This is a genomic window from Neokomagataea anthophila (genome assembly GCF_018122595.1).
Taxonomy (GTDB): domain Bacteria; phylum Pseudomonadota; class Alphaproteobacteria; order Acetobacterales; family Acetobacteraceae; genus Gluconobacter; species Gluconobacter anthophilus.
In genome coordinates, this window is the sequence record NZ_JAGRQH010000003.1 from 340,377 (window position 1) to 366,153 (window position 25,777).

At 49.3% G+C, this 25,777-nt stretch carries 20 protein-coding genes and 1 pseudogene; 5 read left to right on the forward strand and 16 right to left on the reverse strand.

Annotated elements, in window-relative coordinates:
- Nucleotides 1–154: 154 nt before the first annotated feature.
- The 15 genes and pseudogenes from KB213_RS06885 to KB213_RS06955 all read right to left on the reverse strand — a co-directional run bounded on the left by KB213_RS06885 (nucleotide 155) and on the right by KB213_RS06955 (nucleotide 18,554).
- Nucleotides 155–1,213, reverse strand: coding sequence for a pepsin/retropepsin-like aspartic protease family protein (locus tag KB213_RS06885; RefSeq protein WP_211681532.1), 1,059 nt, complete (start codon nucleotides 1,211–1,213; stop codon nucleotides 155–157).
- Nucleotides 1,214–1,496: 283 nt separating this feature from the next.
- Nucleotides 1,497–2,034, reverse strand: a pseudogene (locus tag KB213_RS06890) (IS6 family transposase); the annotation flags it as partial.
- Nucleotides 2,035–2,292: 258 nt separating this feature from the next.
- A complete protein-coding gene (locus tag KB213_RS06895) occupies nucleotides 2,293–3,219 on the reverse strand; it encodes a 2-hydroxyacid dehydrogenase (protein ID WP_211681534.1) in 927 nt (308 codons plus the stop codon).
- A gap of 11 nt (nucleotides 3,220–3,230) precedes the next feature.
- Nucleotides 3,231–4,106 carry a GNAT family N-acetyltransferase gene (locus KB213_RS06900; protein WP_211681536.1) on the reverse strand — a complete coding sequence of 292 codons (876 nt, stop codon included), beginning with the start codon at nucleotides 4,104–4,106 and terminating at the stop codon, nucleotides 3,231–3,233.
- On the reverse strand, nucleotides 4,103–4,606 hold the full coding sequence (locus KB213_RS06905) for an Lrp/AsnC family transcriptional regulator (RefSeq protein WP_211681538.1): 504 nt from the start codon (nucleotides 4,604–4,606) through the stop codon (nucleotides 4,103–4,105). Before KB213_RS06905 ends, KB213_RS06900 begins: the two co-directional genes overlap by 4 nt.
- A gap of 31 nt (nucleotides 4,607–4,637) precedes the next feature.
- A complete protein-coding gene (locus KB213_RS06910) occupies nucleotides 4,638–6,092 on the reverse strand; it encodes an NAD-dependent succinate-semialdehyde dehydrogenase (protein ID WP_211681540.1) in 1,455 nt (484 codons plus the stop codon).
- Nucleotides 6,089–7,912 (reverse strand): ABC transporter ATP-binding protein, encoded by a 1,824-nt coding sequence (locus KB213_RS06915; protein WP_211681542.1) that lies wholly within the window; start codon nucleotides 7,910–7,912, stop codon nucleotides 6,089–6,091. The genes KB213_RS06910 and KB213_RS06915 overlap by 4 nt, the downstream gene beginning before the upstream one ends.
- Before the next feature lie 2 nt (nucleotides 7,913–7,914).
- The gene (locus tag KB213_RS06920) at nucleotides 7,915–8,721 is read right to left on the reverse strand and encodes an ABC transporter permease (protein WP_211681544.1); all 807 of its coding nucleotides are present in this window, start codon (nucleotides 8,719–8,721) and stop codon (nucleotides 7,915–7,917) included.
- Nucleotides 8,718–9,674 (reverse strand): ABC transporter permease, encoded by a 957-nt coding sequence (locus tag KB213_RS06925; protein ID WP_211681546.1) that lies wholly within the window; start codon nucleotides 9,672–9,674, stop codon nucleotides 8,718–8,720. Before KB213_RS06925 ends, KB213_RS06920 begins: the two co-directional genes overlap by 4 nt.
- Entirely contained in the window at nucleotides 9,671–11,215 is a 1,545-nt protein-coding gene (locus KB213_RS06930) for an ABC transporter substrate-binding protein (RefSeq protein ID WP_211681547.1), read from the reverse strand. Before KB213_RS06930 ends, KB213_RS06925 begins: the two co-directional genes overlap by 4 nt.
- A 232-nt stretch (nucleotides 11,216–11,447) precedes the next feature.
- Nucleotides 11,448–12,167, reverse strand: coding sequence for an HAD-IA family hydrolase (locus tag KB213_RS06935; RefSeq protein ID WP_211681549.1), 720 nt, complete (start codon nucleotides 12,165–12,167; stop codon nucleotides 11,448–11,450).
- 20 nt (nucleotides 12,168–12,187) lie between these two features.
- Nucleotides 12,188–14,671 (reverse strand): TonB-dependent receptor, encoded by a 2,484-nt coding sequence (locus tag KB213_RS06940; RefSeq protein ID WP_249110309.1) that lies wholly within the window; start codon nucleotides 14,669–14,671, stop codon nucleotides 12,188–12,190.
- 173 nt (nucleotides 14,672–14,844) lie between these two features.
- Nucleotides 14,845–15,918, reverse strand: a complete 1,074-nt coding sequence (locus KB213_RS06945; RefSeq protein WP_211681551.1) for a tartrate dehydrogenase — start codon at nucleotides 15,916–15,918, stop codon at nucleotides 14,845–14,847.
- Nucleotides 15,919–15,929: 11 nt separating this feature from the next.
- Entirely contained in the window at nucleotides 15,930–17,069 is a 1,140-nt protein-coding gene (locus KB213_RS06950; protein WP_211681554.1) for an amidohydrolase, read from the reverse strand.
- Nucleotides 17,070–17,072: 3 nt separating this feature from the next.
- Nucleotides 17,073–18,554, reverse strand: a complete 1,482-nt coding sequence (locus KB213_RS06955; protein ID WP_211681556.1) for an aldehyde dehydrogenase family protein — start codon at nucleotides 18,552–18,554, stop codon at nucleotides 17,073–17,075.
- Between the two features lie 212 nt (nucleotides 18,555–18,766).
- On the opposite strand from KB213_RS06955, the gene KB213_RS06960 reads away from it, so the two are divergent.
- The 3 genes from KB213_RS06960 to KB213_RS06970 are packed head-to-tail and all read left to right on the forward strand — an operon-like array spanning nucleotide 18,767 to nucleotide 22,803.
- On the forward strand, nucleotides 18,767–20,149 hold the full coding sequence (locus tag KB213_RS06960; protein ID WP_211681558.1) for an aminotransferase class III-fold pyridoxal phosphate-dependent enzyme: 1,383 nt from the start codon (nucleotides 18,767–18,769) through the stop codon (nucleotides 20,147–20,149).
- A 34-nt stretch (nucleotides 20,150–20,183) separates the two neighbouring features.
- Nucleotides 20,184–21,515 carry an MFS transporter gene (locus KB213_RS06965; protein WP_211681560.1) on the forward strand — a complete coding sequence of 444 codons (1,332 nt, stop codon included), beginning with the start codon at nucleotides 20,184–20,186 and terminating at the stop codon, nucleotides 21,513–21,515.
- A gap of 13 nt (nucleotides 21,516–21,528) precedes the next feature.
- The gene (locus KB213_RS06970; protein WP_211681562.1) at nucleotides 21,529–22,803 is read left to right on the forward strand and encodes an NAD(P)/FAD-dependent oxidoreductase; all 1,275 of its coding nucleotides are present in this window, start codon (nucleotides 21,529–21,531) and stop codon (nucleotides 22,801–22,803) included.
- A 51-nt stretch (nucleotides 22,804–22,854) separates the two neighbouring features.
- Here the strand turns inward: KB213_RS06970 and KB213_RS06975 are convergent, their stop codons facing one another.
- Complete coding sequence (locus tag KB213_RS06975) at nucleotides 22,855–23,520, reverse strand: haloacid dehalogenase type II (RefSeq protein WP_211681564.1); 666 nt, start codon at nucleotides 23,518–23,520, stop codon at nucleotides 22,855–22,857.
- 217 nt (nucleotides 23,521–23,737) lie between these two features.
- Between KB213_RS06975 and KB213_RS06980 the strand changes: the two genes are divergently transcribed.
- Complete coding sequence (locus tag KB213_RS06980) at nucleotides 23,738–24,091, forward strand: cupin domain-containing protein (RefSeq protein ID WP_211681566.1); 354 nt, start codon at nucleotides 23,738–23,740, stop codon at nucleotides 24,089–24,091.
- 130 nt (nucleotides 24,092–24,221) lie between these two features.
- Complete coding sequence (locus KB213_RS06985; RefSeq protein WP_211681568.1) at nucleotides 24,222–25,547, forward strand: NAD(P)/FAD-dependent oxidoreductase; 1,326 nt, start codon at nucleotides 24,222–24,224, stop codon at nucleotides 25,545–25,547.
- Nucleotides 25,548–25,777 lie beyond the last annotated feature (230 nt).

The window sequence follows — 25,777 nt, forward strand, 5'->3', positions numbered from 1 at the left end:
CTGGTTGTGGTCGATAAATTTGTATTTTATACAGTGGGTGCAATGTATATATATCCACTGATCGCAGCTTACATATTTCAATTGTAGAATCATCCCCCCCCCCGAAAAAAGAAGCGTTCTACAGACATTCACTCTACGCGTACGTAAATAATTTCTATTTACGCTCTATTACACCTTGTGATTCATGCACCGATGCAAAGCCTTGGTGCGATTCATCGAAATGCAGGTGTAAAATGGGCGCGTCGTTCCGAAGATCAGTGGGTTGAAAGATAAGTCGGCCGTGTGGAAAATCGAGTAGTGCTACCATTCCCGAGAAGAAATTTTCTCCTAAAGCACCACCACGTATATTATTTTGTACAATAAAATCAAAATCGCGGAGAATATCTCCCCCGAGATTAATTTCCTTAAATTGGTGCTTTGCTCCGATTGTTATTGCCTCGTATTGTGTTGTCACACGGGGGTCTTGAGCTAGCATTTCATCAGAAACTCCGGCGTCATAGGCAGCGGACCGTGGCAATACGCTTGTTTTAAGATCGGGGTCGAGTTGTAGTCGTTCTGACGCGCCATTAATCACTACTGGGATACCGCCGTCGCTATCCATTGGGACCTCGTAAACGGTGCCGGAGAAGATCGAAGCCGGCGTTTCGCTGCATCCGTTCCGGCTATGCCAACGAAACAGTGCAAGCTTTTTATGTGGCACATCGAACAGAACTTCCACATGCTCAAGGAGGTCGCGCCCGATAAGACCTACGACTGGAAGCCCTCCTGCACTGTGCGTTGCATCTCCATCCAACAGTGATGCTGGCACTTCAGGTAAGGAGACCTCACCAATTTGAAGGTTATCGATTTTAGTTCGTTCGGTAACGGTGATATTACCATCCTGCGCACGCATCTGTTGCGTCGGTCCCGGAGGAAACCATATCGCACCAGTGTCTCGGACAAAAACGTGTTGCAGGGCCGGGCTGACGAACATCGCAGCGAGCGAAGTTCCGACCATTACTGGGATGATAGGACTGTCTCCATCTCCTCCCATAAGAGGTACAACCGTAGCCCCCTCTATACATGAAGAAGTCGAGGGCGCAGCATGTCCAGGTGTCGTGGCAAACAGGGTGATGATGCTTAATAATACGCAAATAGGAGACCATGTTGCCTTGTTCCCATCTGGATTTTTCTTAACTGAACCCCAGAAGATAGACATTATGGCGAAGCTCATGAAATAATAATCTTGCTGCTACGGAATGTCAGACTTACCACAGCAAAGCGTGCCACATATGCCCGATGGATCACAATCAGTATTGTCTTACTAGTTCGAATTATATGCTGCATGATCTCCGCCCTATCGAGTTGGCTTATTATTGTTGATTCCAGAAAAATCGCTTTCACGGTGAAATAGAACGCCCGTGGATGCAGATATATACGTTTGCATGCCCATCGGATTTGTTGCCAATTTAGATTGGAACGGCAGGTTTTCGATTCCTGCCTTTTTTCAAGGCTCACATGACCTCGAAGCTTTTAATAGTCGTATAGGCCGTTTTTAGGCTTTTGAAGCCATGAACCGGTTTGATCAGTTGTTTCAGTTTGCTGTGATCGGCTTCAATCACGTTGCTCAGATACTCTACCTAGCGGTGTTTTCACCGTATCGAGAGGTTTACCGTTTTTTGAGTTCGTTGATTGCATTACCTTAAGTTGGGGCTTTGTCCGTGTTGATCGTCTCGGGCTTCTCTTGGTCCTTCAGGCCGTTCAAGGTCTTGCCGGAAAACGTTTGGCAGTCTTAGTGTGCTGGGTCGGTGAGAGATAGAAATCAATCGTATCACCACCTTGGACGACAGCCCGATACAGATATGCCCAATTTCCTTTGACCTTAATATAAGCCTCGTCAATACGCCAGCTATTGGAAAACCACGGACGTTTCCAATACCAGAGTAAACGCTTTTCCATATCGAGTGCATAGCGCTAGACCCAGTGGTAAATCGCTGAATGATCAACTCTCACGCCCCGCTCAGTCAATATGGTTTCAAGATCGTGATAGCTGATCACAACATGACGCCTCTTAAAACCAATAGGGGGCTTCAGGAAGCTTCTAAAACTTTGTAACAGGACCTTTGAGGTCAACGGGTCCTGGAAAAGGGACAAGCTGAACTCTTCCAGTGCCAAGAGGGGATCATGGGGGAAGTGTGTCTGATCGAAAGACCATTCAGCGCCTAAACTGTTTAAAAATCAAAACAAACGAGATCCACGCGACCAAAATCTAAGTCTGCAACAGTAGCCGTACTGTTTTTCAATCCCTTTAACTTAATACCCTGAGATTTTATCAATCTCTCCGAGCATATTTAGACCCTTTTCATACCGCATAATATTGTTGAAAATCATTTCTCCACCTGTTTCAACACGCGAAGAACTTGCGATATGCGGCGTTAAAAAAATTAAGGGATGTTCCCAAAAAGGGTGCCGATCAGGAAGTGGTTCAGGGTCTGTGACATCAAGAACAGCTTGACTTAATTGCCCTTCATCCAATGCCTGAATTAAGTCATCCTGCACAAGATGCCCACCTCTACCACAATTTATAAGGCATGCCCCCTTGGGAAGCTTTGCAAAGAGTTCCCGATTAAGTACGCCTCTTGTGGCATCCGTCAGAGGCATTAGACAAATAAGTACATTCGTAGATACAAGAAAGTCATCCAATTCATCTGGCCCGGCATAACTTTTAATGCCTGGAATATTATGTCGACTTCGGCTCCAGCCATTGCAGACATATCCAAACTGCGCCAGCTTTTCTAATACAGGTATTCCCAATGCTCCCATGCCCATAACACCAACCCGAAATAAGCCGGAAGATACGTTTGGTGCTCCCTGCCACACTTGCTTTCTCTGCTGGCGGGCATAGTGAAACATATTTCGATGATACGAAAGAACAGCCCATAGAACGTATTCTATCATCCCTTCTGCTAATCCTGGCTCCATCATACGAACAACCCGGACACCCCTGGGTACCGCGGCGAGATTCAACTGGTCTACTCCTGCCCCCACAGAGAAAAGGATTTCCAAATTCGGAAAAAGCTCTGCTAAATTTTCTGGGGGCTGCCATGCGGCAATATAGCGGACTTTTTGCGGATCGCCCGTTTCTGGCCAAGTATAAAATGGTAACTCAGGCAATTCACGGGCAAACATAGGTTTCCATAAGCGTGCACGCTCTTCAGTAGACTTTAGAACAAACGACATAACCGCAATCCTTAACCGAGAGCTTGACTAGAAAGGGCAAAGTATTGTGGGCTCTTGTCAGAGATCACAACAGGTTCAGTCGACATGGTATTAACCACATCCACCCGGATGAGACCCATGTCATCCAGCCAGGCTGAGAGACCAGATGAAAGCGTCGTATCAATCCTGATAAACTCCCCGCCGTAAGTGCCAATCCAGTGCGAAATGAGCGCCTTCGCTTGTTCGACCGTTTCTGCCACAACAGGCCCAATCAGCCATCCCCACCCAAACCGACGGCAAAATGAGTATCCCCGGATACCCTCCTCCATATCGATCACAACACCTTTGGCATTCTGTACGAACCCTTCGATAAGAGCCGACCGATCCATACCTGTCGCAGCCCGGTCCAATATCACGAGATCCTCATGATCATACTGAACAATGGGGCGCATTCGTTGTCCGGCATCGAGGGCAATGATGGGAGAAGACACACCATTGCCTTGGCGCTGCTCAACAATTCCCGTTGGGACAAAGCCTAATTTTTCATACAAAGGCTGCCCTGCCGGGGTAGCGTTAAGAGAAATTGAACGACCGGGTAAAAGCCTACGGACTGTCGTCAGCAGATTGGTGCCAATCCCATGGCCTTGCCACGCTCCATTAACGATGATCAATCCGACTGACGCGTGACACTCCCCAAAAGTCCACCACATGATGGTGCCAATAATGTCCCCATTTTCCAGCGTAGCCACCAAACCATGGCCAAGACGCAGCATGAAGTCCCAGTCCTCAAGGCGATGCGGCCATCCCAATATTTTTGAAAGACCTGATGATGCTATGAGATCTGCTTCTGTCATTTCACGTAGGCTAATAGCCGTTGACTCACCCGCGCGCGCATTTTCCGAAGTCATATTGAACGCTCCGTATTTTTCGTAAGATTTTCAATCAAGAATGCAGGCTTTAGAATAGGGGATTTTATAACAATGTAACTAAAGTATTTTTCAATACCAATATTCTGATCAAGAAGCCCCTCTATTGTATTTTGATAGTGATCTATATTCCTGACCATGAATTTTAGAAGGTAATCATAGCCACCACTAATGAGGTGGGCTTCCACTAAAGATTCCACTTTCTGCATTGCCGTCTCAAAGCGGAAAAAATCATCCCTCCTATGATCCGACAAAGTCACTTCCGTGAAAACCGTCATAACGCTCGAAATTTTCTGCAACGCAATCTGTGCGCCATATCCAACGATATAACCCGCAGCTTCTAACCGTTTAACGCGGATCAGGCACGGACTAGCAGACAGCCCAACACGATTTGCCAACTCTACGTTGGTCAGTCGGCCGTTTTTCTGCAACTGAGCCAGAATTTTAAGATCAATACGATCTAGCTTTGGCGCGATTGCCATCTTTAAGTTACTCCTTCTTATGTGGGCACAATCACGCTACAGGCAATCCAATGTGGAAGCTCTTTACTTCCAAGAACTCTTCAAGTCCCAGTGCTCCACCTTCGCGACCAAGCCCTGATTGCTTGATGCCCCCAAAAGGTGCGGAAACCATAGAAACTGACCCAGTATTCAGGCCCACCATCCCAAAATCCAGAGCCTCACCAACACGCCATCCTCTTGAAATATCGTTGGTAAAGAAATAGCTCGCAAGTCCGAATGGCGTCGCATTGGCCTGCTTTACGGCGTCATATTCATCGTCAAAGCGAAACACAGGCAAAACCGGTCCAAAAGTTTCTTCTCTCGCAATCCGCATATCAGCAGTGACATCGGCTAATAGCACAGGAGAGGCAAAACGCCCCTTAATCTCTAAAGGCTTACCGATAATGCGAGCTCCTTTTGCCAAAGCATCGTCCACATGCTCTTTCACTTTAACAACGGCAGATTCGTTGATCAGAGGTCCAACTTGTACCTGTGGATCAAAGCCATCACCCATTTTCAAGCTTGCCACTTCTTCAGCGAGTTTCTGCAAAAATTGATCATGAATACCGGATTGAACGTAGATACGGTTTGCGCACACGCAAGTCTGTCCAGCATTACGGAATTTACTCACCATTGTTCCCGACACCGCGACTGAAAGGTCAGCATCATCAAACACGATCAAGGGCGCATTTCCGCCCAACTCAAGGCTGAGTTTCTTGATAGTGTCCGCAGACTGCCGCATCAGCAATTCTCCCACTTTCGTGGAACCAGTAAAGGAAAGCTTCCGCACAACAGGGCTGGATGTCAGTTCTGGGCCGATCTCCTGTGCATAACCCGTCACGACAGACAGTAGTCCTTTCGGAAGGCCTGCGCGTTCCGCCAGAACAGCAAGAGCCAAAGCCGAATATGGTGTTAATTCCGATGGCTTGAGCACCATACTGCATCCCGCAGCAAGGGCTGGTGCGCATTTGCGCGTAATCATGGCGAGAGGGAAGTTCCAAGGCGTTATGGCGGCCGTTACCCCCACAGGCTCTTTCAGAATAATAACCCGCCGATCTGCCGTCGGAGCCAACGCTCCCCCCTGCACATGTTCGGCCTCAGCGGCGAACCATTTGAGGAAAGACGCCGCATAAACCACTTCGCCCTTGGCTTCCGCAAGTGGCTTGCCTTGTTCAAGGGTCATAATCTGGGCCAAATCGTCTGTGTGGTCCAACATTAATTGGTGCCACGCCATTAACAGGCCGCCACGTTCTGCCGCAGAGCTACGGCGCCATGTTGCTTGTGCCAGCCGGGCGCTTTCAATGGCTGCGTGCGTTTCTGCCGCTGTACATGCAGGAATAGTACCAATCATCTCCCCTGTTGAGGGGTTATCCACCGTCAGACTTTTGCCGCTCACGGATGTTTTCCAGTCTCCTCCGAGAAAGGCTGTCTGGCGAAAAAGATCTGGATCGTTCAAGGAAAACGTCATGTCAAAGACTCCGGGCGTTGAAATGCAGGAAGGTGGCACAGAACTCTGGGACCATGCGGAACGCTGAATGCTGCGGGAGGAACTCTGTCACAAAGGCCGCCAACACGATCAGGGCAGCGCGCAAGGAAAGCGCATAACTCAGAGGCAGACGATGTGGGATCAAAGGTCATCTCTGGCAGTGCTTCTGCCATGCGCCGTGTCCGTGTTGCCTCAAGCCAATTTGTATCCATAAGAGGAACGGAACCATGCAACAGCCGCGTATAAGGGTGATGAATGCCTACCCCTAAAGCGTCAGCTGTTCCTACTTCTACAACCTGTCCCGCATACAAAACGGCCACGCGATCACAGATAGACTGAAGAGCATGCAGGTCATGGGTGATAAAAATAAACGCTAGCCCAAGATCATGCTGCAACTCTTTCATCAGATCCAGAATGGCGGCTGCAACGACCGTATCTAGAGCCGCTGTGATCTCGTCACACAGTACAATCTGCGGGGCCGCCGCTAATGCGCGTGCAAAGTTAATTCTCTGTTTCTGGCCACCAGAGAGCTCAGACGGAAACCGGGCAGCTAGAGAGGGCAAAAGGCGAACCATATCCAATAATTCATTCACACGGCGTGTAGCGGCTTCTCCCCGTAAACCTCCATAGAACCTGACAACACGTTCAAGAGTTTTACCAATCGGTTTTGCAGGGTTCAGGACGCTGTCGGCATTTTGAGCTACAAGTTGCAAGTGGCGGCGTTGTTCTGCCGTCCGCGCTCTCACATCACCAGAAAGCGACACCCCATTAAGAAGGAGTTCTCCCGCAGCCCAAGGCTGCAGCCCGGCAATAGCGCGTGCGAGAGTACTTTTCCCACAGCCTGACTCACCAATCACACCTAGCATGCCACCTTTTGGCACACTGAAATTGGCATGATTGACAACCACTTTCTCCAGCGAACCCGTACGTATGGACCGACCATAACCCACCACTAAGTCGCGGACCTCTAGCAGATTACTTCGTTCTGCCCCCTCAGCGTCCTTTGTCTGCCTAGAACGAGGTTCTGCAGCAGCAAGAAGCGCCTGGCTATACGGATCTTCAGGCTGAAAGAGTATCTTTGAAACCGTACCAGCCTCCTGAATAGCTCCATCTTTCAGGACCACTGCGTGATCAGCAATCTGTGCCACAACTGACAGGTCATGCGTCACATACACCCCCGTGACACTCCGCTCGGCGAGCACTGTTTTAAATGCCGCAAGCACTTCAATCTGAGTTGTGACATCAAGCGCTGTTGTCGGTTCGTCGAAAACGATAACCTCGGGGTCCGTAATCAAAGCCATAGCCGCCATCAAACGTTGCAACTGACCGCCCGATAGTTCACTCGGATATTTCTCTCCGATCGTTTCCGGATCAGGAAGCGCCAAAGCCCGAAATAAAGTGATAGCCCGGGCCTCCAGATCTTTTCTCGGAAGAATACGATGCACCAATGCCGTCTCAACCACCTGCGGCATAATCGATAATGCCGGATTGAAAGCACTGCCCGCATTCTGCGCAACATAACTCACAACTCTTCCCCGCATGGAGCGACGCTCATGTGGGGTCAATGCCATCACATCATATCCTGCAACTCGGATCTCCCCCCCGGCAATACGGCACCCATTGCGGATATGACCGAGGAGCGAAAGTGCCACTGTAGTCTTTCCCGAACCAGACTCCCCGATGAGGGCCAACATTTCTCCACGTTGCACTGAAAAACTGACATTCTGCACAATTGGGAGTTCAGCTCCTTTCCCACGGCGTCCAACAATTTTAAGGTTTTTGACGTGAATAATAGCCGTCATATTCAACCCTTCCTACCATCGGAATCTAGCGCCATATTAATTCCAACCGTCAGCACCCCAATAATAAGAACGGGGCCGATCATGGCGGGCGAAGCATAGGCCACCCCAAGCATGTTCTCTCGGACCATAGAGCCCAAATCCACTCCCGGTGGCTGAACGCCAATTCCCAAAAAGCTAAGGTTACTGAGCAACAAAACTGAGTAGATAAATCTCAACCCCACATCAGCAATCATTGGACCGGCCATGTTGGGCAAAATTTCTTGAATGATAATGTACGTCATGCTCTCACCGCGCGCACGTGCTACAGTCACGAAATCAAGAAGCACGATCCTTTGAGCCAGCGCACGGCTCGTGCGGTAGGCCCCTGACATGTAAATAACTCCCATTGCTATAATCAGAGCCGCAGTTGATGTTCCGAACACAGCGATGATCAATAAAGCGAATAAAAGACTCGGAATTGAGAGAAATCCATCAGCAATTCGTCCCATGAGTGCTTCCACCCAAGGTTTAGACGTAACCGCTGCAATCCCCATAAACGTGCCGAGTGAGCAAGAAAGCAATGTGGACGCAAAACATAAAAAAACCGTGTGCCGGATTCCATCCAATAGCCGCGCGAACGTGTCGCGACCAAGGTAATCTGTCCCTAAAATATGCTCTGCTGATGGCGCTGAAAAAACAGGCTGGCTACCAATTCCTCCCGGCGCATAAGAGGAACACAAAGGCGCTATAAGAGCCAATAAGAGCCAGAACACAATCAGTAAGACAGCGCGGTCATGCTTACTACGCAACTTTCCAAACATGACAATCATGCTTTGCGCCCCCTTGGAAGAGACAAGATCGTCACAATATCTGCAAATGTCGTGAGCAAGAGATAAATCACACAGAAAACCAGCGCACACGCTTGTACCATAGGGACATCACGCGAACTCACGGCATCTACCATCAGGCCTGCAATTCCAGGGTATGTGAACACAACCTCAATCACCACAACTCCTCCCAGTAGGGAGGAAAGGCTGAGCGCCACAGCGTTTACAATGGGGCCAATCGCATTCGGAATAGCATGCACCAAAATCAGTCGTGCTGGGCCAACCCCCTTGAGAAGAGCCATTTCAATGTAAGCGGCCGATAACGTATCGGCCATCGCTGCACGTGTCATACGTACCATCTGCGCGAGGGTCACAAGCGCAAGACTGGCCACAGGCATGAAAAATGCCGTGAGAAACTGTCCCAGCGAATGAACACTGCTCACATCAGCTAAAGCAGGCAATAAATGCAAGCGTACCGCAAAAATATAAACAGCCATCGTCGCAATAACGAACTCAGGGACGGATACCATCCCCAATATTATTACTGAAACGATACGATCGTAAGCCGTATCTTTCCAAATCGCAGATGTCATGCCCAGAAAAAGTGAAACCGGCACAGAAACCGCAGCTGATGCACCCGCGAGAAGGAGTGAATTATATAGGCGCGGCCCAATAGACTTGGCAACGGACAAACCATTTAATAAGGAGTGACCAAAGTTCCCATGCAAAACACCCCAAAGCCATGACCAAAAGCGAAAGAAGGCAGGTTGATCAAGACCCATATCATGATGCAACGCAGCTACAGCCTCCGGTGTTGCCCCCTGCCCCAAAAGAGCATCCGCCGCATCGCCCGGTAGGATATTTGTAATAGAAAAAACCATTACGATCACAAAAATTAGCGATGCAGCCGCTGCAAGGAAACGTCGGCCGATCAGCGTTGGAATCGAACTGTTCAAGCCTTCCTCCCCCGAACGGTATTAAGCCAGACGGAACGGGCAAAATCATAGCCCATCAACTGCCCAGCTTGACTGGGACGAAGGCCGCAAACATACGGCGCATACGCATCTAAGCTATTCGTAAAGTTCGGGATACATACCCCTGAACTAGACGCAATAAGCTCCTGCATATCCCAGTAAATCTGACGCTTTATGGCCTCATTCCGTGTGGATTTTACGTCATCTAAAAGGCGGTCAAAATGCGGGTTGCACCACCGAGATTCATTCCAAGGTGATAGACTGGCAAAGCCAACTCCCAAGGTTAAACTCGGAGCCGGCCTGGGATTAATATTACCGAACCCTAAGGACGACTTCATCCAATATTGCGTCCAATACCCATCTGCGGGAACACGCTGCACGGCGACTTTCTGACCGATCTGGGAAGCCGCATACTGCAGAACAACCGCGATATCGACCGAAGCTAAAGCTGCTGGAGAACAGACCAACGGAAGAGTCTCGTCCCAAAAACCACTCCGCTTTAGTAGAAATTGCGCCTTATCTGGATCATGCGCGCGTGGAGTTATTTGATGGTTGAAATACGGACTTTCCGGTGGAATGGGCTGATCATTACCTATCCGTGAAAAACCTAAAAAAACAGACTGCCGAATCTGTTCACGATTAAGAAGAAGCTTGATACCTTCGACAAAATCTGACGAGCGACCGTACCGCTGATCGAGCCGAATAGACAAATCCGTATAGGTCCCCACGGGACTTTCGATAACGCCAAACCCCCCGTCCTTCAGCATTGGAACGAGGCGCGGGTTCGCCGTTGCAATTAAATCTACATCACCAGACATCAGCGCATTGTGCCGTGCCATCTCATCGGGAATGGCAATTAATTCAACGCTATCGAGATAAGGACTTTCTCCCCAAAACTCTGGGTTATTCGAAGCCAGAACCCGAATACCTGGTGTAAATTCCTTGCAACAAAACGGTCCTGTCCCATTCGCAGTACTGAAGTTTACCGTTCCCGCTTTGATAATGGCAAAATTACTGATTCCCAAAATAGCCGGGAAATCAGAATTGGGGGCATTAAGAACAATTTCTACCGAAAGAGGAGCTACGGCCCGCACAGACTGTATCGTCTTAGCAAGCGCATATTGTTGTGAGCTGACTCTTGGATCTTGATGTCTCAAGAGCGAAAAAACCACATCCTCCGCCGCCAGAATCGTTCCATCATGAAATAGAACATTGCGGCGTAAACGGACATGCCATACTAGAAAATCATCACTTTCCAACGCTTCAGCAAGCGCTAGCCGTGGATTGAGCGTGTCATCCAACGAAACCAAACCGTCATAAAATAAATGCCCACGGATGTAGTCCGTGGCCATGGACTGACGAGCTGGATCAAGTGTTTCCGCAGCAGATCCGACGGCTCCGGCAACTTTCAAATGTCCACCAGAAATAGGAGCAGCTTTTCCCTGCTCCATTACCATTCCTGACACTAAAAGCCCAGACGCCTTCAGAACAGTGCGCCGATCGAGGGGAGGTGCCGACCGCATTTTCGTTCCTCAAAAAACGAAGTGCATGAGGAGGCGAGCACGCGTAACAGCCAAACAGAACGTCCGATCAAAAGAAGTCATTTACGCCCTCGATATTGTCCTACAAGCCAGATGAAATACCAACTTCATTTCGATATAAACACAAAATAACTGGGTTTTTGATGCAAAATATCTCTCTACGCAGAGAAATATGCTGAATGATTTTCTCTGCGCAGCAGATTCGGTGGCGTAATCAAGAAACTATAATAAGTTCACCACAGTCAGCGGCATCGGCTAACTCCGCAAGGCTCAGATAATGATAATCTGGTACTGTAAGCTCTTGAACGGCAACAGTTCCCCCAAAACCGCCCCCGACAGCTTTTCGACGTTCTATCCAGCACACAGTATAACCTAATTTTCGCGCAATTCCGATGTCGTGGAACTGACTTTGAGCGACATGCAGCACATCGTCCTTGGTGTAACCCTCTAGAGCAAGCTGATCCAGAACATAGGTGAAGTAGTCCGGGTCAGGTTTCTCACTTCCACTGTCGTCTACTGTGAATCCCTTAAAAAAAGGGGCTTCAAGCGTCTTGTCCATGCTATCAAATGCCCATCTACGGGCATTGGTCATAGCTACCAAGTGAAAATGCTTTTGTAACCTTTTCAAGGCCTTTACACTGTCACTGAAACTGGGCCAAGACACGGCACTCTCAACAAAAACTTTCTCCTCCCCATGACCTGTCGGGAGGTTAAATTTTTCTGCTAAACTTAAATAGATCGGCGCCAAATCTTCCGGGAACAGCAACTTGTCTGAGCGGTTCCGTAATACACGATACTCGGTCAGAAACGCTTCAAAATCGAGCGTATTATTAGCTGCCCCAAGAACTTTACTGAGGGCATTTTTCATGCCCTGCTCAAAGTCAATGAGTGTTCCGACCACATCGAATGTCAGAATTTTAGGCTTGCGTGTCATAGCCAGTAAGCTCCCTACCTTTAAAAACCAGCCGTGAAAGAGAGAACGCCCGCGAAGCCGCCCCCAACAAAATACGTCGGTGAACTTCCTGCAATCATGCTGCCATAAACACCTTTTGTTGGATTGGCATTCATACTAAGACCACTGACCCCAGAGAGAAACCCATTGTTACCAATGTTCATTAGATTAAATTGAATTTGAGGATGCTTTAGATACAAATAATTCCGAAATCGGTATCCAAAATTAATATTAAATGTCTCAAAGGATGGAATGCTTTGATCATTAATAAATGTTGAATACTGCTTACTGACATAATTCATATTAAAGGCACCAAAAATACTACCATCATCATAGGATAAGCCAACAGCAACGGTGAACTTTGGACTTTTTACTGCCACTTTTCCTGCGGACTGGATGTAATCATTGCCAACTTTTAGATTATTATCCGTTGTCGCGTGCAAATATTGTGCGGAAACATACGGGCTGAAATGGTGCCAAGGCCGCACCCCCAACTCAACTTGAGCGCCGCGTGCTGTCTGCCCGCCACCGTTGATCGATTCTGTAACAGGGGTCCCGCTTGCATACGTCGTTGTATTGATCTGGCGGTTCGTAAAATTATAATTGAACAGCGCCAAAGCTACACTGACAAGACCCGTGTGACGGTAGCCAATTTCTTCACCAATTGCGTATTCGGATTTAGGATTAACCGTATGAGATCGCGTCTGTGAACCACTAGAAATACTGTAACGATCTGCATATGACATGATAGAGGCTGGCATACGAAAAGATGTCGTGCCGTTGATATACATTTGGTCATTGGGAGTTATTTTATAACTCATAGAAATCTGAGGCTGGGGCGCTGCTTCACTCTGTCCATTTCTATAATTCGCTCCCGGAATATTTTGGGTTAATGTGCGGGTTATCATAGTTTCTTTAAATCCCGCTGTTAGTATGAGACGGTCATTCAAAGCCTTATAAGTATCATTGATAAATAAGGAGTTCGTCTGCTGAATCAGGTGAATATTATATTGAGAAAGGAGTGATCCATCTTGAGTTCTGATCGCCCATTGTCCAGACATACTCGACACCTGCCCGTCTGGACCTAAGGCTTCGTAGAGAGATGGCTCAGCTTGATCAAAATAAGAGTACCAATAACCAACAGCCAGAGAGTTTCCTCCTCTTTTCCATGTAATATTTGTATTAATTCCACTATAATAAAGTTTGTATTTATCAATCGAAATTGCCGAAAAATAGCTATCATTTTTCGCGCCGGTATTCTGCAGAATACCGGCTCTTTGATTTCCGTAATAGCTTTCAGTACTTGAAATTACTGTGCCGCCATTATCATAACCGGTAGCATAGCTAAAATATGGTGTTGTATTAAGGCTAAAACCATGCCCAAAATTCAGATGAACTGGCGTACCAAGAATAAGAGTACGATGTAAATTCTCTTGAAGCTTATAATAATCTGAACTTCCTTTTATATATTTATCAGCATAGTTATAATTAACGCCATAATTTTCCCATAAGGACTTCGTGGGTGCACGCAAATAGTATTGAAGTGGGTCATTATATGACAATACGAAGGAATATTTATTTCCATCCCCCCATTCTTTCATAAATTTTCCGTCCACATGATAGCGCCGTGTCTGGCCAACACCACGCCATTCATCCGCCGTTCTCGCCGAAAAAGACAGAAACCCACGAATACCCGTATGACCAATATCTCCGGTATCCAAACGGATAAATTCCCGCTTCAAGCTAAATGAGCCATAGGAAAAATTGGCCAAACCACCGAATTTATGTGACGGATCACGTAGACTTTCCGTTAACTCTCCACCCACAGCATTATACAAGGGTGACGTGATATCCGGAGACCCTTGCGTTAGCGTAATATTCTGGATGTTTTCATTATCTGCCGTAGAAGATGTGTATGGTAGAAGGTAGACGGGAGCGGCAGCCGGAATCCCTTCGTAAAGATATCCAATTTCCGTTTGATCAAGGCCACGTACACTGAGGCCTTGTTGATCATCATTCGTTCCCAGAGGATCATTACCAGAATAAACAACACCGGGAAGGTTAGCGATCATCGATACAGGATTCGCAGTTGGGCTCTGCTTCGCAATAAAATCACGTGTAATCCCACTGCGGGATTTTGCCACAGTTTGCGGCGGCATAAGTCCCCCTCCAGGCGTCGTATTCGTTACGCCCGTAGCAGAAGGCGCATCCCTGTGAACCACCATATTTTCTGTCGCGTGAGCTTCGACATCATGATGCATAGATGCAGAACTGGCTTGAGCGTTAATCGGCTTAAAAACGTGCGGCACCGCTATTTTAGCATGATGTGCCTGCCGCTGATGCGTAACCTCGGCAGCACCAGCACCTTGAATGGAGAGCCACGTTGAGAGCGTGAGTGCAACCAGACGCCCCTGCTTCTTACGGGCTTGGGAAAAAAGCTGATGCCTACAACATTGAAGAACGAACATTTGCGCTGAATCTGACATGCCTGTTCCCATCAGTAGCCGGTTCTCCGCAAGCATGCGGAGAACCATATTTACATTTTTTCTGCCAGACAATTCGTTGCATATTCAGTACAGTTCATTCTCCCGTTTCTATGTCTCACTCGGTATATTGTTTCGTTATTATAATGTTTTTCCCATCTTTTCCTTAGGAGATATTAGATGCCCGTAGCTAATGCATTAGCAATTGCGCTCCCTACATCAGAGGTGGCGTCTTTCCCCCCCATATCTGGTGTTCGAGGGGTATTTTTCTGAGACAAAACATCCGTCATCGCCTTTAGGATAAGCGCTGCGGCCTCGTATTCTCCAAGATGGTCCAACATCATGGATGCTGACCAGATCTGGCCAATCGGATTCGCAATATTCTGCCCAAAAATATCTGGGGCTGACCCATGCACGGGTTCAAACATGGAGGGATATTTTTTCTCTGGATTAATATTGGCTGATGGGGCAACCGCTATAGTTCCGGTCATGCCCGGACCCAGATCAGACAAAATATCACCAAATAAATTACTGCCGACTACAATATCAAAACGCTCCGGAGACATCACAAAACGAGCTGCGAGAATATCAATATGGTATTGGTCCATCTGGACATCTGGATATTCGGCTCCAATAGCCGCAAATCGCTCGTCCCAATAAGGCATCGAATGATACAGGCCATTTGACTTCGTAGCAGACGTCACATGAGGGCGCGCCATTTTCCGTGCCAACTCAAAGGCGTAGCGCAAAATACGATCGGTACCGAGCTTCGTAAAGACGGCGCTCTGAACAACTCCTTCGGCAGCCGTCCCCTCAGCAAACCGCCCACCAACCTGAGAATATTCTCCTTCAATGTTTTCCCGCACGATCCAAAAATCGACATCCCCCGGTTTTTTATTTGCCAATGGGCAAGGAATGCCCGGTAATAGCCGCACAGGGCGCAAATTCACATACTGATCAAACTCCCTTCGGATCTTAAGAAGAAGCCCCCACAGTGACAAATGATCTGGAACTCCCGGATAACCGACAGCCCCCAAAAGAATGGCATCATTCTGCGCTAACTGGCTCATGCCGTCTTCAGGCATCATCTGACCGGTCTTGAGCCAAGTCTCACAGCTCCAGTCAAAATGGGTATACTCAAACCCGATCCCACACACGCGCCCGACAGTATCGAGCACCTTGATGGCTTCCGGCATCACCTCTTTGCCAATGCCATCACCGGGGAGAATTGCTATCTTGTGAATCGTCATCGTCACCTATCCTAATGAATACGCAGACATGCATGGGCGAGCGCCACCCAATACGCGATGCCTTGCGAAATAATCGTGTCGTCAAAGTCATAATCAGGAGCATGCAAGGGCGCTGAAGCCCCATTACCAAGCATGACAAATGCACCCGGTCTTTTTTCGAGCATGAAACCAAAATCTTCAGAGGCCATACTCGGTGTCATATCCGAAACAACTTTACCTTCCTCCCCGACAACCTGCCTCATCGCAGCAAGAGCCTGTGCGGTTTCGTCTGTTGTATTCACGGTTACGGGGTAAGGCTGATGAAAATGTACTGAAATAGTAACATTATGTGCTTGCGCTAGCCCTATGGCCAAACGGGTCATCCCTGCTTTCAACGCTTCGAGTACTTGTGCATCCAAAGCACGGATCGTACCGCCCAACGTGGCGGTTTCAGGCAAAATGTTATCCGCCACGCCTGAATGGAACGTACAAATGGACAAAACAGCGGGGACCAACGGATCCGAACGACGCGACACCAGTACTTGCGCTTCCTGAACAAACATTGTCCCAATTGTCAGTGCATCGCGCCCAAGATGAGGCTGCGCGGCATGTGAACCCTGCCCCTTTATTTCGACGATAAACCGCCAGCCACCTGCCATAATCGCTCCTGTACAGGTCGCCATAGACCCTACAGGAAGTCCAGGCCAATTATGCATCCCAAAGACACGTTCAGCGGGACATTGCTCTAACAAGCCCTCATCCAGCATCACTTTTGCCCCCGCCCCCCCTTCTTCCCCTGGCTGGAAAACAAAATGAACGGTCCCGCATTCCGGTGGGTTCATAGCTAATGCTGCAGCCGCTCCCAAAAGCATCGTGATATGGCCATCATGCCCACACGCATGCATCTGCCCAACATGACGCGAAACATGCGCATGATCGCCCCGCTCCTCAATCGGCAGAGCGTCCATGTCAGCGCGCAAAATGATAGATGGCCCAGAATTTTTCCCTTGGAGAGAAGCAATAACCCCCGTTTTGGCTAACCCTCTCGACGGACGATATCCTTGAGACATCAAAACATTTGCAATGATGTCAGACGTTCGAAACTCTTCAAACCTCAACTCTGGATGAGCATGGAGGTCTTTGCGCAAACTAATGAGATCTGCGAGGTCCATGGCTTAGCTCTCAAACGCCATAAGGACACTTTTATAGCGCAAATTTGCCTCTACAGCTTGCCGCCCAAGATCCTTGCCAATTCCTGAGCCGCCATACCCACCTGTGGGAATTACAAAGTCGGATGAACGGCCATACCGATTGACCCAGACCGTACCAGCCTTCAAATTGCGCACTGCACGCATGGCCCGCCCCAAATCAGTTGTATGGACACCCGCTGCCAACCCGTACGTCGCATGAGACGCTAAGGACAGCGCCTCTGCCTCATCCTCAAATGTTTGGACCGTTAAAACTGGCCCAAAAAGTTCATCTTTTACAGCCCGCATCTGCGGTGTAACATTCGAAAGAATGCACGGGGAGAGAAACGCACCTCCCGGTCCATCTAACCGTCTCATCGGCAAGAGTGCAGATGCACCTTCCTGCACACTACCCTGGATAGTCGTCTCAATAGATTTAGCCTGAAGTTGCGATATAATAGGAGAATATCGTGTCTCGGAATGTTCAAGCTTTCCGCTGGTTAGCCCTGCCGCCTTAGCAAGGACTTTCTCCATCAGGGCATCATGAACTCCCTTTTGAACGATCAGACGCGAGCCAGAAACACAGACCTGCCCCGCATTTCCGGTAAAAGCACGGAGAATACGGTCTGCAACAACATCTACGTTACGAATATCATCGAAAACGATCTGCGGACTTTTTCCACCCAACTCAAGTGTGACGGGTTTGGGGCCACTGTCAGCTGCCGCCTTCATGATCTGAATTCCCGTCCGTGTGGAGCCTGTAAATGTCAGCTTTCCACAAATTGGGTGTCGAGCCAGAGCATCTCCCGTAATCGGCCCCGTGCCCTGAACGACATTAAACAAGCCTGCAGGCACGCCAGCTTCAACGGCCAGTTCCGCCAGTCGAATAATTGAAAAGGGCGTCATTTCTGAGGGCTTGAGTACCACACCATTCCCCGCCACCAGTGCTGGAATGACTTTCCAACTCCCCATGACCAAAGGGAAATTCCACGGCGCAATTGCGCCAATGACCCCATATGGTTCAGCCAGAACCAAACCCAATAGATCATGCTGCGTAGCCGCCACCTCTCCACCCAGCTTATCGGCATATTCAGCGAAAAAACGAATCCCCTCAGCTGTAAAGGGAACATCCCAGGCCGTTGTCTCAGCAATTGGACGCGTCGAACACACCGTCTCCAGACGGGCCAGTTCGACCGCATTTTCTTCCACAAGCTCTGCCCATCGTCGTAAGACACGCCCCCGTTCCCGAGGAGCGCAACGCGCCCATCCGGAGCAGGTCTGTACATCTTGAGCGAGACAGACAGCATGATCTACCAGAGTTTCTCCAGCTTCCGGCAGATGACAGAGTAATCGACCATCTGAGGGAGCATGAACGGGAATACTCCCTTCACCTTTCAATAACTTTCCACCTACAAAATGTGCGTTTGGCAACACCACACAATTTGGGTCAAAGGTGATACTTGTCATCATTTCTTCCTGCACAGAACCATTGCGGCAATGGTATAATGTGCGCAGGTTGCTCACATGGGGCAAACGGCAAAACACCCCAGACACATATTTGAATATCCCTGCTATCTAGGCCGCACCTACAGCATTTTCTGCTCCGGAAGCCGTCTTTTCTTGCATTACATATTGCAGAGTTTGCGCAATGATCGGTGGTCAGGATTAGTGCAGGAAACATCATGGATACGCCACGTCTCGTCTCGCTTGACCGCGAACATCTCATTCATCCTGTCTCATCATGGCAGGGTCACGAAACCAGCGGTGCAACCATTCTCGAATCCGGTAAGGGTGTCTGGCTAACAGACAGCAAAGGAAACCGCCTTCTAGACGGGTTTTCTGGTCTGTGGTGCGTCAATACCGGTTATGGTTGCGAAAGCGTCATCGAAGCTGGCCGACGCCAACTTGAAAAACTGCCCTATGCTACCGGCTATTTCGGCTTTTCAAGTGAGCCCGCCATTGAACTCGCAGCACGGCTGACACAACATGCGCCGGGGCACCTTAATCATATCTATTTCTCCCTCGGCGGTTCCGATGCTGTAGACAGTACGCTCCGCTTCATCCGTTACTATCAACATGCTCGGGGCACCCCTGAAAAACGCCATATCATCGGCCTACAGAAGGGCTATCATGGCTCATCCTTTGTGGGCGCTGGCCTGACTGCACTCCCCGTCTTTCATCGTGACGCGGATGTACCGCTCCCATGGCAGCACCATATTCCAAGCCCTGATCCTTACCGTCACCCTGCGGGCCCCAATGCTGATGCCATCATTAATGCTTCCATACAGGCACTGCATGCGGAAATTGCAAAAATTGGTGGCCCACAGCATGTGGCGGCCTTCTATTGCGAACTTGTTCAAGGGTCTGGTGGCGTCATTGTTCCACCGAAAGGCTGGGCAACCGCCATGCAAGCCGCATGCCGTGCTCTAGATATCTTATTTGTCGTTGATGAAGTCATTACCGGTTTCGGACGAACTGGACCACTCTTTGCCTGTGCTCATGAAGATATCGAGCCAGACATGATGACAGTCGCTAAAGGCCTAACGGCTGGCTATGCCCCCATGGGAGGCGTATTCTTGTCTGACACGATCTACGAGACAATCCGCGACAAGACACCACCGGGCGTTTCCGTCGGACACGGCCAAACCTACAGTGCCCACCCGGTCAGTGCCGCTATCGGCCTCGCCGTTCTGGATTTGTATGAAGGCGGCCTACTTGAAAACGGAACCCATGTCGGTGCGCATCTTGCAACACGCCTACGTGAGTTTGACAACCACCCATTGGTCGGGACAACCCGATCTCTCGGTATGCTGGCCGGTATTGAGCTGGTCACGGACAAATCAGCCAAAACCAAACCAAATTCTCAGCTTGGTATTTCCAGTAAACTGAGCCGTTATGGCTATGAGCAAGGCATTCTCTTCCGAGCCTTTGGCGACGACGTCATCGGCCTTGCGCCGCCACTATGCAGCACAATTTCCGAAATAGACCAGCTCTGTGACGGCATTATCTCCGTACTGGACCGGGTCATAAAAGACCCAGCTATAGCCAACGCTTTGAACATCTGAATGAACTCTAAAAGGACGTGGAGGTTGCCCCATCATGATACCTGAACCTTCCTCCTCTGGACCTACGACACTGGATGATCTGCGACCAACGAACTTTCATGCAAAACTGGCGCTGATTTCTGCTGGTGGTCCGTTCTGTGACGGCTATATCCTTGGGATTGTCGGCATTGCTCTTCCTGCTATTGTGCGGGAACTCCATCTCACCGGAGGAGAAACAGGCCTCGTCGGTGCAGCGGCGCTTTTGGGGGTGTTGGTCGGTGGAATGCTCGGAGGCACAGTCTCAGACCGTCTTGGGCGGCGGCCTCTTTTTACACTCAATATTGCAGCTTTCTTAGTCCTCTCCCTGCTGCAAGGAGGATGTTCCAGCTTACCGTTTTTGGTCGGCCTCCGTTTTCTTCTTGGTGTTGCCGTCGGCTCAGATTACCCCATCGCAACATCTTACGTCACTGAGTTCATGCCGCGTAAACTCAGAGGTCCTGTGCTTTCCGGACTAATTTTGGCTTGGTGGGGCGGTTACACAACAAGCTATGCCGTGGGGTACGGATTATCCTTCTTTCCGGGTGTGCCGTGGCAGGTCATGCTCGCCTCTAGTGCGGTTCCATCACTGATACTCTTCTGCCTACGGCTGGGACTTCCTGAATCCCCTCGCTGGCTCATTCAGAACGGGCGTATCGAAGACGCTCGCAGCATTTTGCGCGACTATCTGAGGACAGACATCTTCCCTAAAGCCGAAAGTCAGGGGCCGTTGTCCCTTCTGCAAATTATTCAATCACCCTATCGGGGCACCGTTGTCTTTGTCAGCGCCTTCTGGATCCTACAAAGCGCTCCGGGGTTTGCTATTCATACGCTTCAGGCTCAACTTTTACGTCAGTATCATGTCCAAAATGCTTTATTAGGATCATTCTGTATTACAGGCCTGACCATTCTGGGCATCCTTCCTGTAACACTGGGACTGATCAACCTCATAGGACGGCGGCTATTATTAATTAGCACGTTTGCCATCAGCATGGCTGGCCTTTTGCTTCTTGGTATATCGCCTTACCCGAACAATTGGGTGATATTTTTAGGTTTTATTCTTTATTCGGTATCCGAAGCTGCCGGAAGCGGACTCCAATTCGTCTATCCGAATGAGTTGTTCCCAACGGCCATTCGCGCAAGTGCCGTCGGCATGGCCTGCTCGTTTAGCAGATTAGGTGCGGCCTTTGGAACATTCCTGCTGCCGCTGGGATATGACCGGTTGGGACTACAATCCATGATGCTTATAGCTGCGGGCTTCATGCTAGCAGGCCTCTTGATCAGCTATATATGGGCGCCAGAAACAAAAAATTCCTCTCTAGAATCACCTCCCTCCCCCTGCACCTCCTGACGGAGATCATATCATGAAACTTGTTCCTTACTGGCTGGACAATATTTCACCAGTATCCGGTACCGCTCTTACAGAGTTCCCAACGCAAGCCGATGTGGTGATCATCGGCGCTGGCTTTACGGGCCTTTCCGCCGCTCTGACTCTCGCCAAAGCGGGTAAAAGTGTTGTTGTGCTTGAGGCAGACCTAATTGCCAGCCATGCTTCTGGCCGAAATGGCGGACATATCAATAACGGGACGGCCGGCAATTTTCAGGCCATGATAAAGAAATACGGGCTGGAGCAAGCTGTTGCTTTGTACCGTTTTTTCGATGACGCGGTGGATACCGTTGAAAAGATCATTGCAACCCACAATATCCACTGTGATTTCCGCCGCTGCGGAAAGCTGAAAGTGGCTTGGACGCCTCAGCATCTGGCCAGCCTACGCGCAGACCAAGAGGCCGTTAAGCGTCATGTTGACCCAGAGACCAATTTCTTGGACCGTAACGCCGTTGCGGCTGAGATCGGTGGATCTACGACGTTTGAAGGCGGTATTTTGTATCGCAAAAGCGCACAGATGCATGTGGGAAAATTTGGACGTCATCTTGCGGCCCAAGCAATAAAAGCCGGCGCAAAAATTTTTGAGAACACGCCCATGATACGCCTTCGCCACACGGGTAGCGTGTTTGAAGTCTTTTCTTCTGTTGGCGTCATTCAGGCGCAAAATGTTTTGCTCGCAACAGGCACGAGCCGGAAAGCACCGAACTGGTTTCGCCGTCGCATCATGCCGGTGGGTAGCTTCATTGTTGCAACAGCCCCCATGCCGGAAGAATTATTCACACGCATTCTACCAGGGCGCAGGAATGTCGTCACAACCCGCAACATCCATAATTACTTCCGAACAACTGAAGACCGGCGTTTAATTTTTGGCGGACGGGCAAATTTCTCTCAGTCCAGTGAAAAATCGGACATCCAATCGGGGCAGATTTTACATGCCGCCCTCACCGAAATTTACCCTGAGCTTGAACAGACAAAAATTGACTATTGCTGGGGCGGTAACGTCGACATGAGCATCGATCGTTTACCTCATGCTGGTGAATGGAATGGCGTCACTTATGCCATGGGGTTGAGCGGGCACGGCGTTCAGATGTCCGTTCACCTTGGGCACCTTCTGGGCCTTAAGCTTTCCGGAGCACATGTGGATATTCCTGTCTGGAACCGCCCATGGCAACCCATACCTGCCTACGGAATTGCCACATATCTCATGCCCGTTGTTGGCGCCTATTACCGCGCCAAGGACAAATATTCCTAACTTAACAACCAACCCAGCAGGAAATTTTTTCTCTTGCTGGGTTGGTCTTACTCAAAGCCCAAAGACGCCAGGAAGCCCGCTGATATCCTTAATCTCTTCATACTCATAAAAGGGATTGGCGGGTTCATGACGGCGGTTGACCCAGACCTTGGACCGTATTCCCAGATCATAAGCCGTCATTAAGTCATAACGGAAAGACGACGAGACATGCGTGATCTCTTCGGGGCCACACCCCAGAACATCCAACATATATTCAAAGCCATTCATATGCGGCTTGTACGTTCCCGTTTCTTCCGCCGTAATGACTTTATAAAATGGTGCCCCCAATTTATCAACATTTGACATAATTTGGCTATTCATAGCGTTCGAAAGAATAACTAATGGAATGTCTTGAGCGATTTTTGCAAGCCCCGCAGGTACATCTGGGTGAGGACCCCATGTTGGAACTTCATTATAAATACGTAACGCATCCTCTGAACGAAACGGTACGCCATTCTTTTTACACGTGCGCTCCAAAGCATTATGCACCACCTCCGCATACGGCTTCCATGCACCGAGGACCTCATCCAAACGATACGCCGCAAAATTCTTAATGAAGCGCTGCATCGCTGGCTCGCTCAGGACATCACCGTAGATTCTACGGGCTGCTCCAGCCATATCGAAGAAGGTCAATGTGCCGTAGCAGTCAAAGGTAATGAACTTAGGACGGAAGGTCATATACGATTCCTTATGTGGCCATTACTATATGGCGTACTCGTTATGATGCCGCCTTCAGTTCAACAGTCGTTATCAGGTTTTCCCCATTCGGCGCAGGAAATATCATATTGATATGAAGATGCAGTACGCTGTGCTGTGCAAGCTTAAAAATCAGGATCAGAACCGGCACGGAACACGGCACATTGGGTCTCTAAATTTCTATTGTGTGAGCCTTTTCATGAACCTTCTTATTCCCATCTCGAAAGATCCAGACATTCTTCCACGCGACTCGATTGCTGAATTGAGCCGCCTCATTTCCGGAAACCCTACATTCAAAACATGGCCCCTAGACACGTCACGAAATGGCAATGTTCGCACTGGAGTTTGGCAAGCTACACCGGGAACAACCCAATCCATCAAAGGCGAAGCCTTTGAATTCTGTCATATCCTCGAAGGTCTTGTGAAAATTACAGAGAATGATGGAACATCATACATCTTCAAGGCGGGAGATAATTTCATCATGAAGCCCGGCTTCGAAGGAATATGGGAAACAATTGAAACCGTTAAAAAGATCTATGTCTTTGTAGAATGACCACGGGTCTTAACCCTGACTAAATCATCTCTACCCCTCGCAATACTCTGCCTCCCGTGACAAAGTTTGCGGCACCTCCTCCATCTGAATACCGTTACACTCTTCTTCCGCATACTGCACGGAGCCTCTCATGCCAGCCCCACTACACCTGATCCAAACTGACACCGATCTTCCAAAAGAAGCAGATGTTGTCGTTATCGGCGCTGGAATTGTAGGGGTTTCAGCGGCGTACTGGTTGGCTAGAGCAGGAATGAAGGTCGTACTGCTTGAAAAAGGCTCAATTGGCGCGGAGCAATCAAGCCGAAACTGGGGGTGGTGCCGCCAGCAAAACCGTGACGCCCGTGAATTGCCTCTATCCACGCGAAGCCTTGCTCTATGGGAAGAGATGACAGCTGATATTGGAGAAAGTCTTGGGTTCCGTCGCTGTGGGTTACTCTACTTGACGAACAACCAGGCTGAACTTGACGGATGGGCACGCTGGGGGAAGTTCGCCAGAAGTGAGGGTGTTGACACAAGAATGCTCAATGCAACCGAGGCCGCACAGCGCGGAAAGGCCACACAACAAAAATGGCTTGGCGGTGTCTGGTCCCCAACGGATGGTATTGCCGATCCAGCCCTTGCCGCTCCTATAATTGCAAGAGGCGTACGCAAACATGGTGGCCATGTCATTCAAAATTGTGCCGCGCGAGGCGTTGAATTATCAGGCGGCGCTGTTTGCGGCGTCGTGACAGAACGTGGAACCATTCGTACACCACAAATTGTGATGGCTGGCGGCGTATGGGCGCGTTCCTTTCTTCATCAGGTTGGTATCAAACTTCCTCAATCATCTGTCCGTTCGTCCATTCTTTCCGTCAAGCCGGGCGTGTCAGGCCTTCCCGATGCTCTCCATACTCAAGATGCCTCTATTACGAAGCGCGGAGATGGCGGTTATACTCTCGCCATCTCCGGGAATGGCCGCGTAGACCCGACCCCCGGAATGCTAAAAAATGCCGTCCAGTTCTTGCCTATGTTTGCACGACGCTGGCGTCAACTCTCCCCCGGGGATTTTCAAGCATGGAAATACGGTTTCGATACGAACAATACGTGGAAGTTGGACCAAGTAACCCCTATGGAAAAAACACGTATCCTTGCCCCTCGCCCAGTTGCAAAAACCATTCATGAAACTCTACGCAATGCTCAGTCTCTTCTACCACCCCTGAAAAATGCCCATATTCAAGCTGAGTGGGCTGGTTATATTGATAGCACTCCAGATGGTGTGCCGGTTATTGATCCAGAAAGTGGCGTTCCAGGTCTCTTCATCGCTGCCGGCTTTTCTGGGCACGGATTTGGCATTGGTCCCGGCGCAGGGCATCTCGTAGCTGATATATTATTGGGGCGGTCACCGATCACCGAAATAAAACAGTACAAAATTTCGCGTTTCAAAAAAATTGTCTGGGGGAAAGTATCCGACTTCTGAGAGGTGCTTTAAGTTGGCCTTGTTGCAAAGCGGATGTACTCACCTATGCCGGACGGAACGGTTATACGTTACCCAACCAGACACTCTACCTACTGTGGGGAATGATTGATCCCGGAAACTTCAATTCTATTCGCCTCGCGGCCTCCGCTCTTGGTTCTGTTTAGCTTGGCGTGAATCTCGCCATCGCAGACCAAGCATTGATCGGTTCAACATGGGATACGGCCTCCGGC

Bases quoted from the DNA above. Each gene is read 5' to 3' on its own strand.
- KB213_RS06885 (WP_211681532.1), bottom strand. From the start codon at position 1,213: ATGAGCTTCGCCATAATGTCTATCTTCTGGGGTTCAGTTAAGAAAAAT.
- KB213_RS06895 (WP_211681534.1), bottom strand. From the start codon at position 3,219: ATGTCGTTTGTTCTAAAGTCTACTGAAGAGCGTGCACGCTTATGGAAA.
- KB213_RS06900 (WP_211681536.1), bottom strand. From the start codon at position 4,106: ATGACTTCGGAAAATGCGCGCGCGGGTGAGTCAACGGCTATTAGCCTA.
- KB213_RS06905 (WP_211681538.1), bottom strand. From the start codon at position 4,606: ATGGCAATCGCGCCAAAGCTAGATCGTATTGATCTTAAAATTCTGGCT.
- KB213_RS06910 (WP_211681540.1), bottom strand. From the start codon at position 6,092: ATGACGTTTTCCTTGAACGATCCAGATCTTTTTCGCCAGACAGCCTTT.
- KB213_RS06915 (WP_211681542.1), bottom strand. From the start codon at position 7,912: ATGACGGCTATTATTCACGTCAAAAACCTTAAAATTGTTGGACGCCGT.
- KB213_RS06920 (WP_211681544.1), bottom strand. From the start codon at position 8,721: ATGATTGTCATGTTTGGAAAGTTGCGTAGTAAGCATGACCGCGCTGTC.
- KB213_RS06930 (WP_211681547.1), bottom strand. From the start codon at position 11,215: ATGCGGTCGGCACCTCCCCTCGATCGGCGCACTGTTCTGAAGGCGTCT.
- KB213_RS06935 (WP_211681549.1), bottom strand. From the start codon at position 12,167: ATGACACGCAAGCCTAAAATTCTGACATTCGATGTGGTCGGAACACTC.
- KB213_RS06940 (WP_249110309.1), bottom strand. From the start codon at position 14,671: ATGTCAGATTCAGCGCAAATGTTCGTTCTTCAATGTTGTAGGCATCAG.
- KB213_RS06945 (WP_211681551.1), bottom strand. From the start codon at position 15,918: ATGACGATTCACAAGATAGCAATTCTCCCCGGTGATGGCATTGGCAAA.
- KB213_RS06950 (WP_211681554.1), bottom strand. From the start codon at position 17,069: ATGGACCTCGCAGATCTCATTAGTTTGCGCAAAGACCTCCATGCTCAT.
- KB213_RS06955 (WP_211681556.1), bottom strand. From the start codon at position 18,554: ATGATGACAAGTATCACCTTTGACCCAAATTGTGTGGTGTTGCCAAAC.
- KB213_RS06960 (WP_211681558.1), top strand. From the start codon at position 18,767: ATGGATACGCCACGTCTCGTCTCGCTTGACCGCGAACATCTCATTCAT.
- KB213_RS06965 (WP_211681560.1), top strand. From the start codon at position 20,184: ATGATACCTGAACCTTCCTCCTCTGGACCTACGACACTGGATGATCTG.
- KB213_RS06970 (WP_211681562.1), top strand. From the start codon at position 21,529: ATGAAACTTGTTCCTTACTGGCTGGACAATATTTCACCAGTATCCGGT.
- KB213_RS06975 (WP_211681564.1), bottom strand. From the start codon at position 23,520: ATGACCTTCCGTCCTAAGTTCATTACCTTTGACTGCTACGGCACATTG.
- KB213_RS06980 (WP_211681566.1), top strand. From the start codon at position 23,738: ATGAACCTTCTTATTCCCATCTCGAAAGATCCAGACATTCTTCCACGC.
- KB213_RS06985 (WP_211681568.1), top strand. From the start codon at position 24,222: ATGCCAGCCCCACTACACCTGATCCAAACTGACACCGATCTTCCAAAA.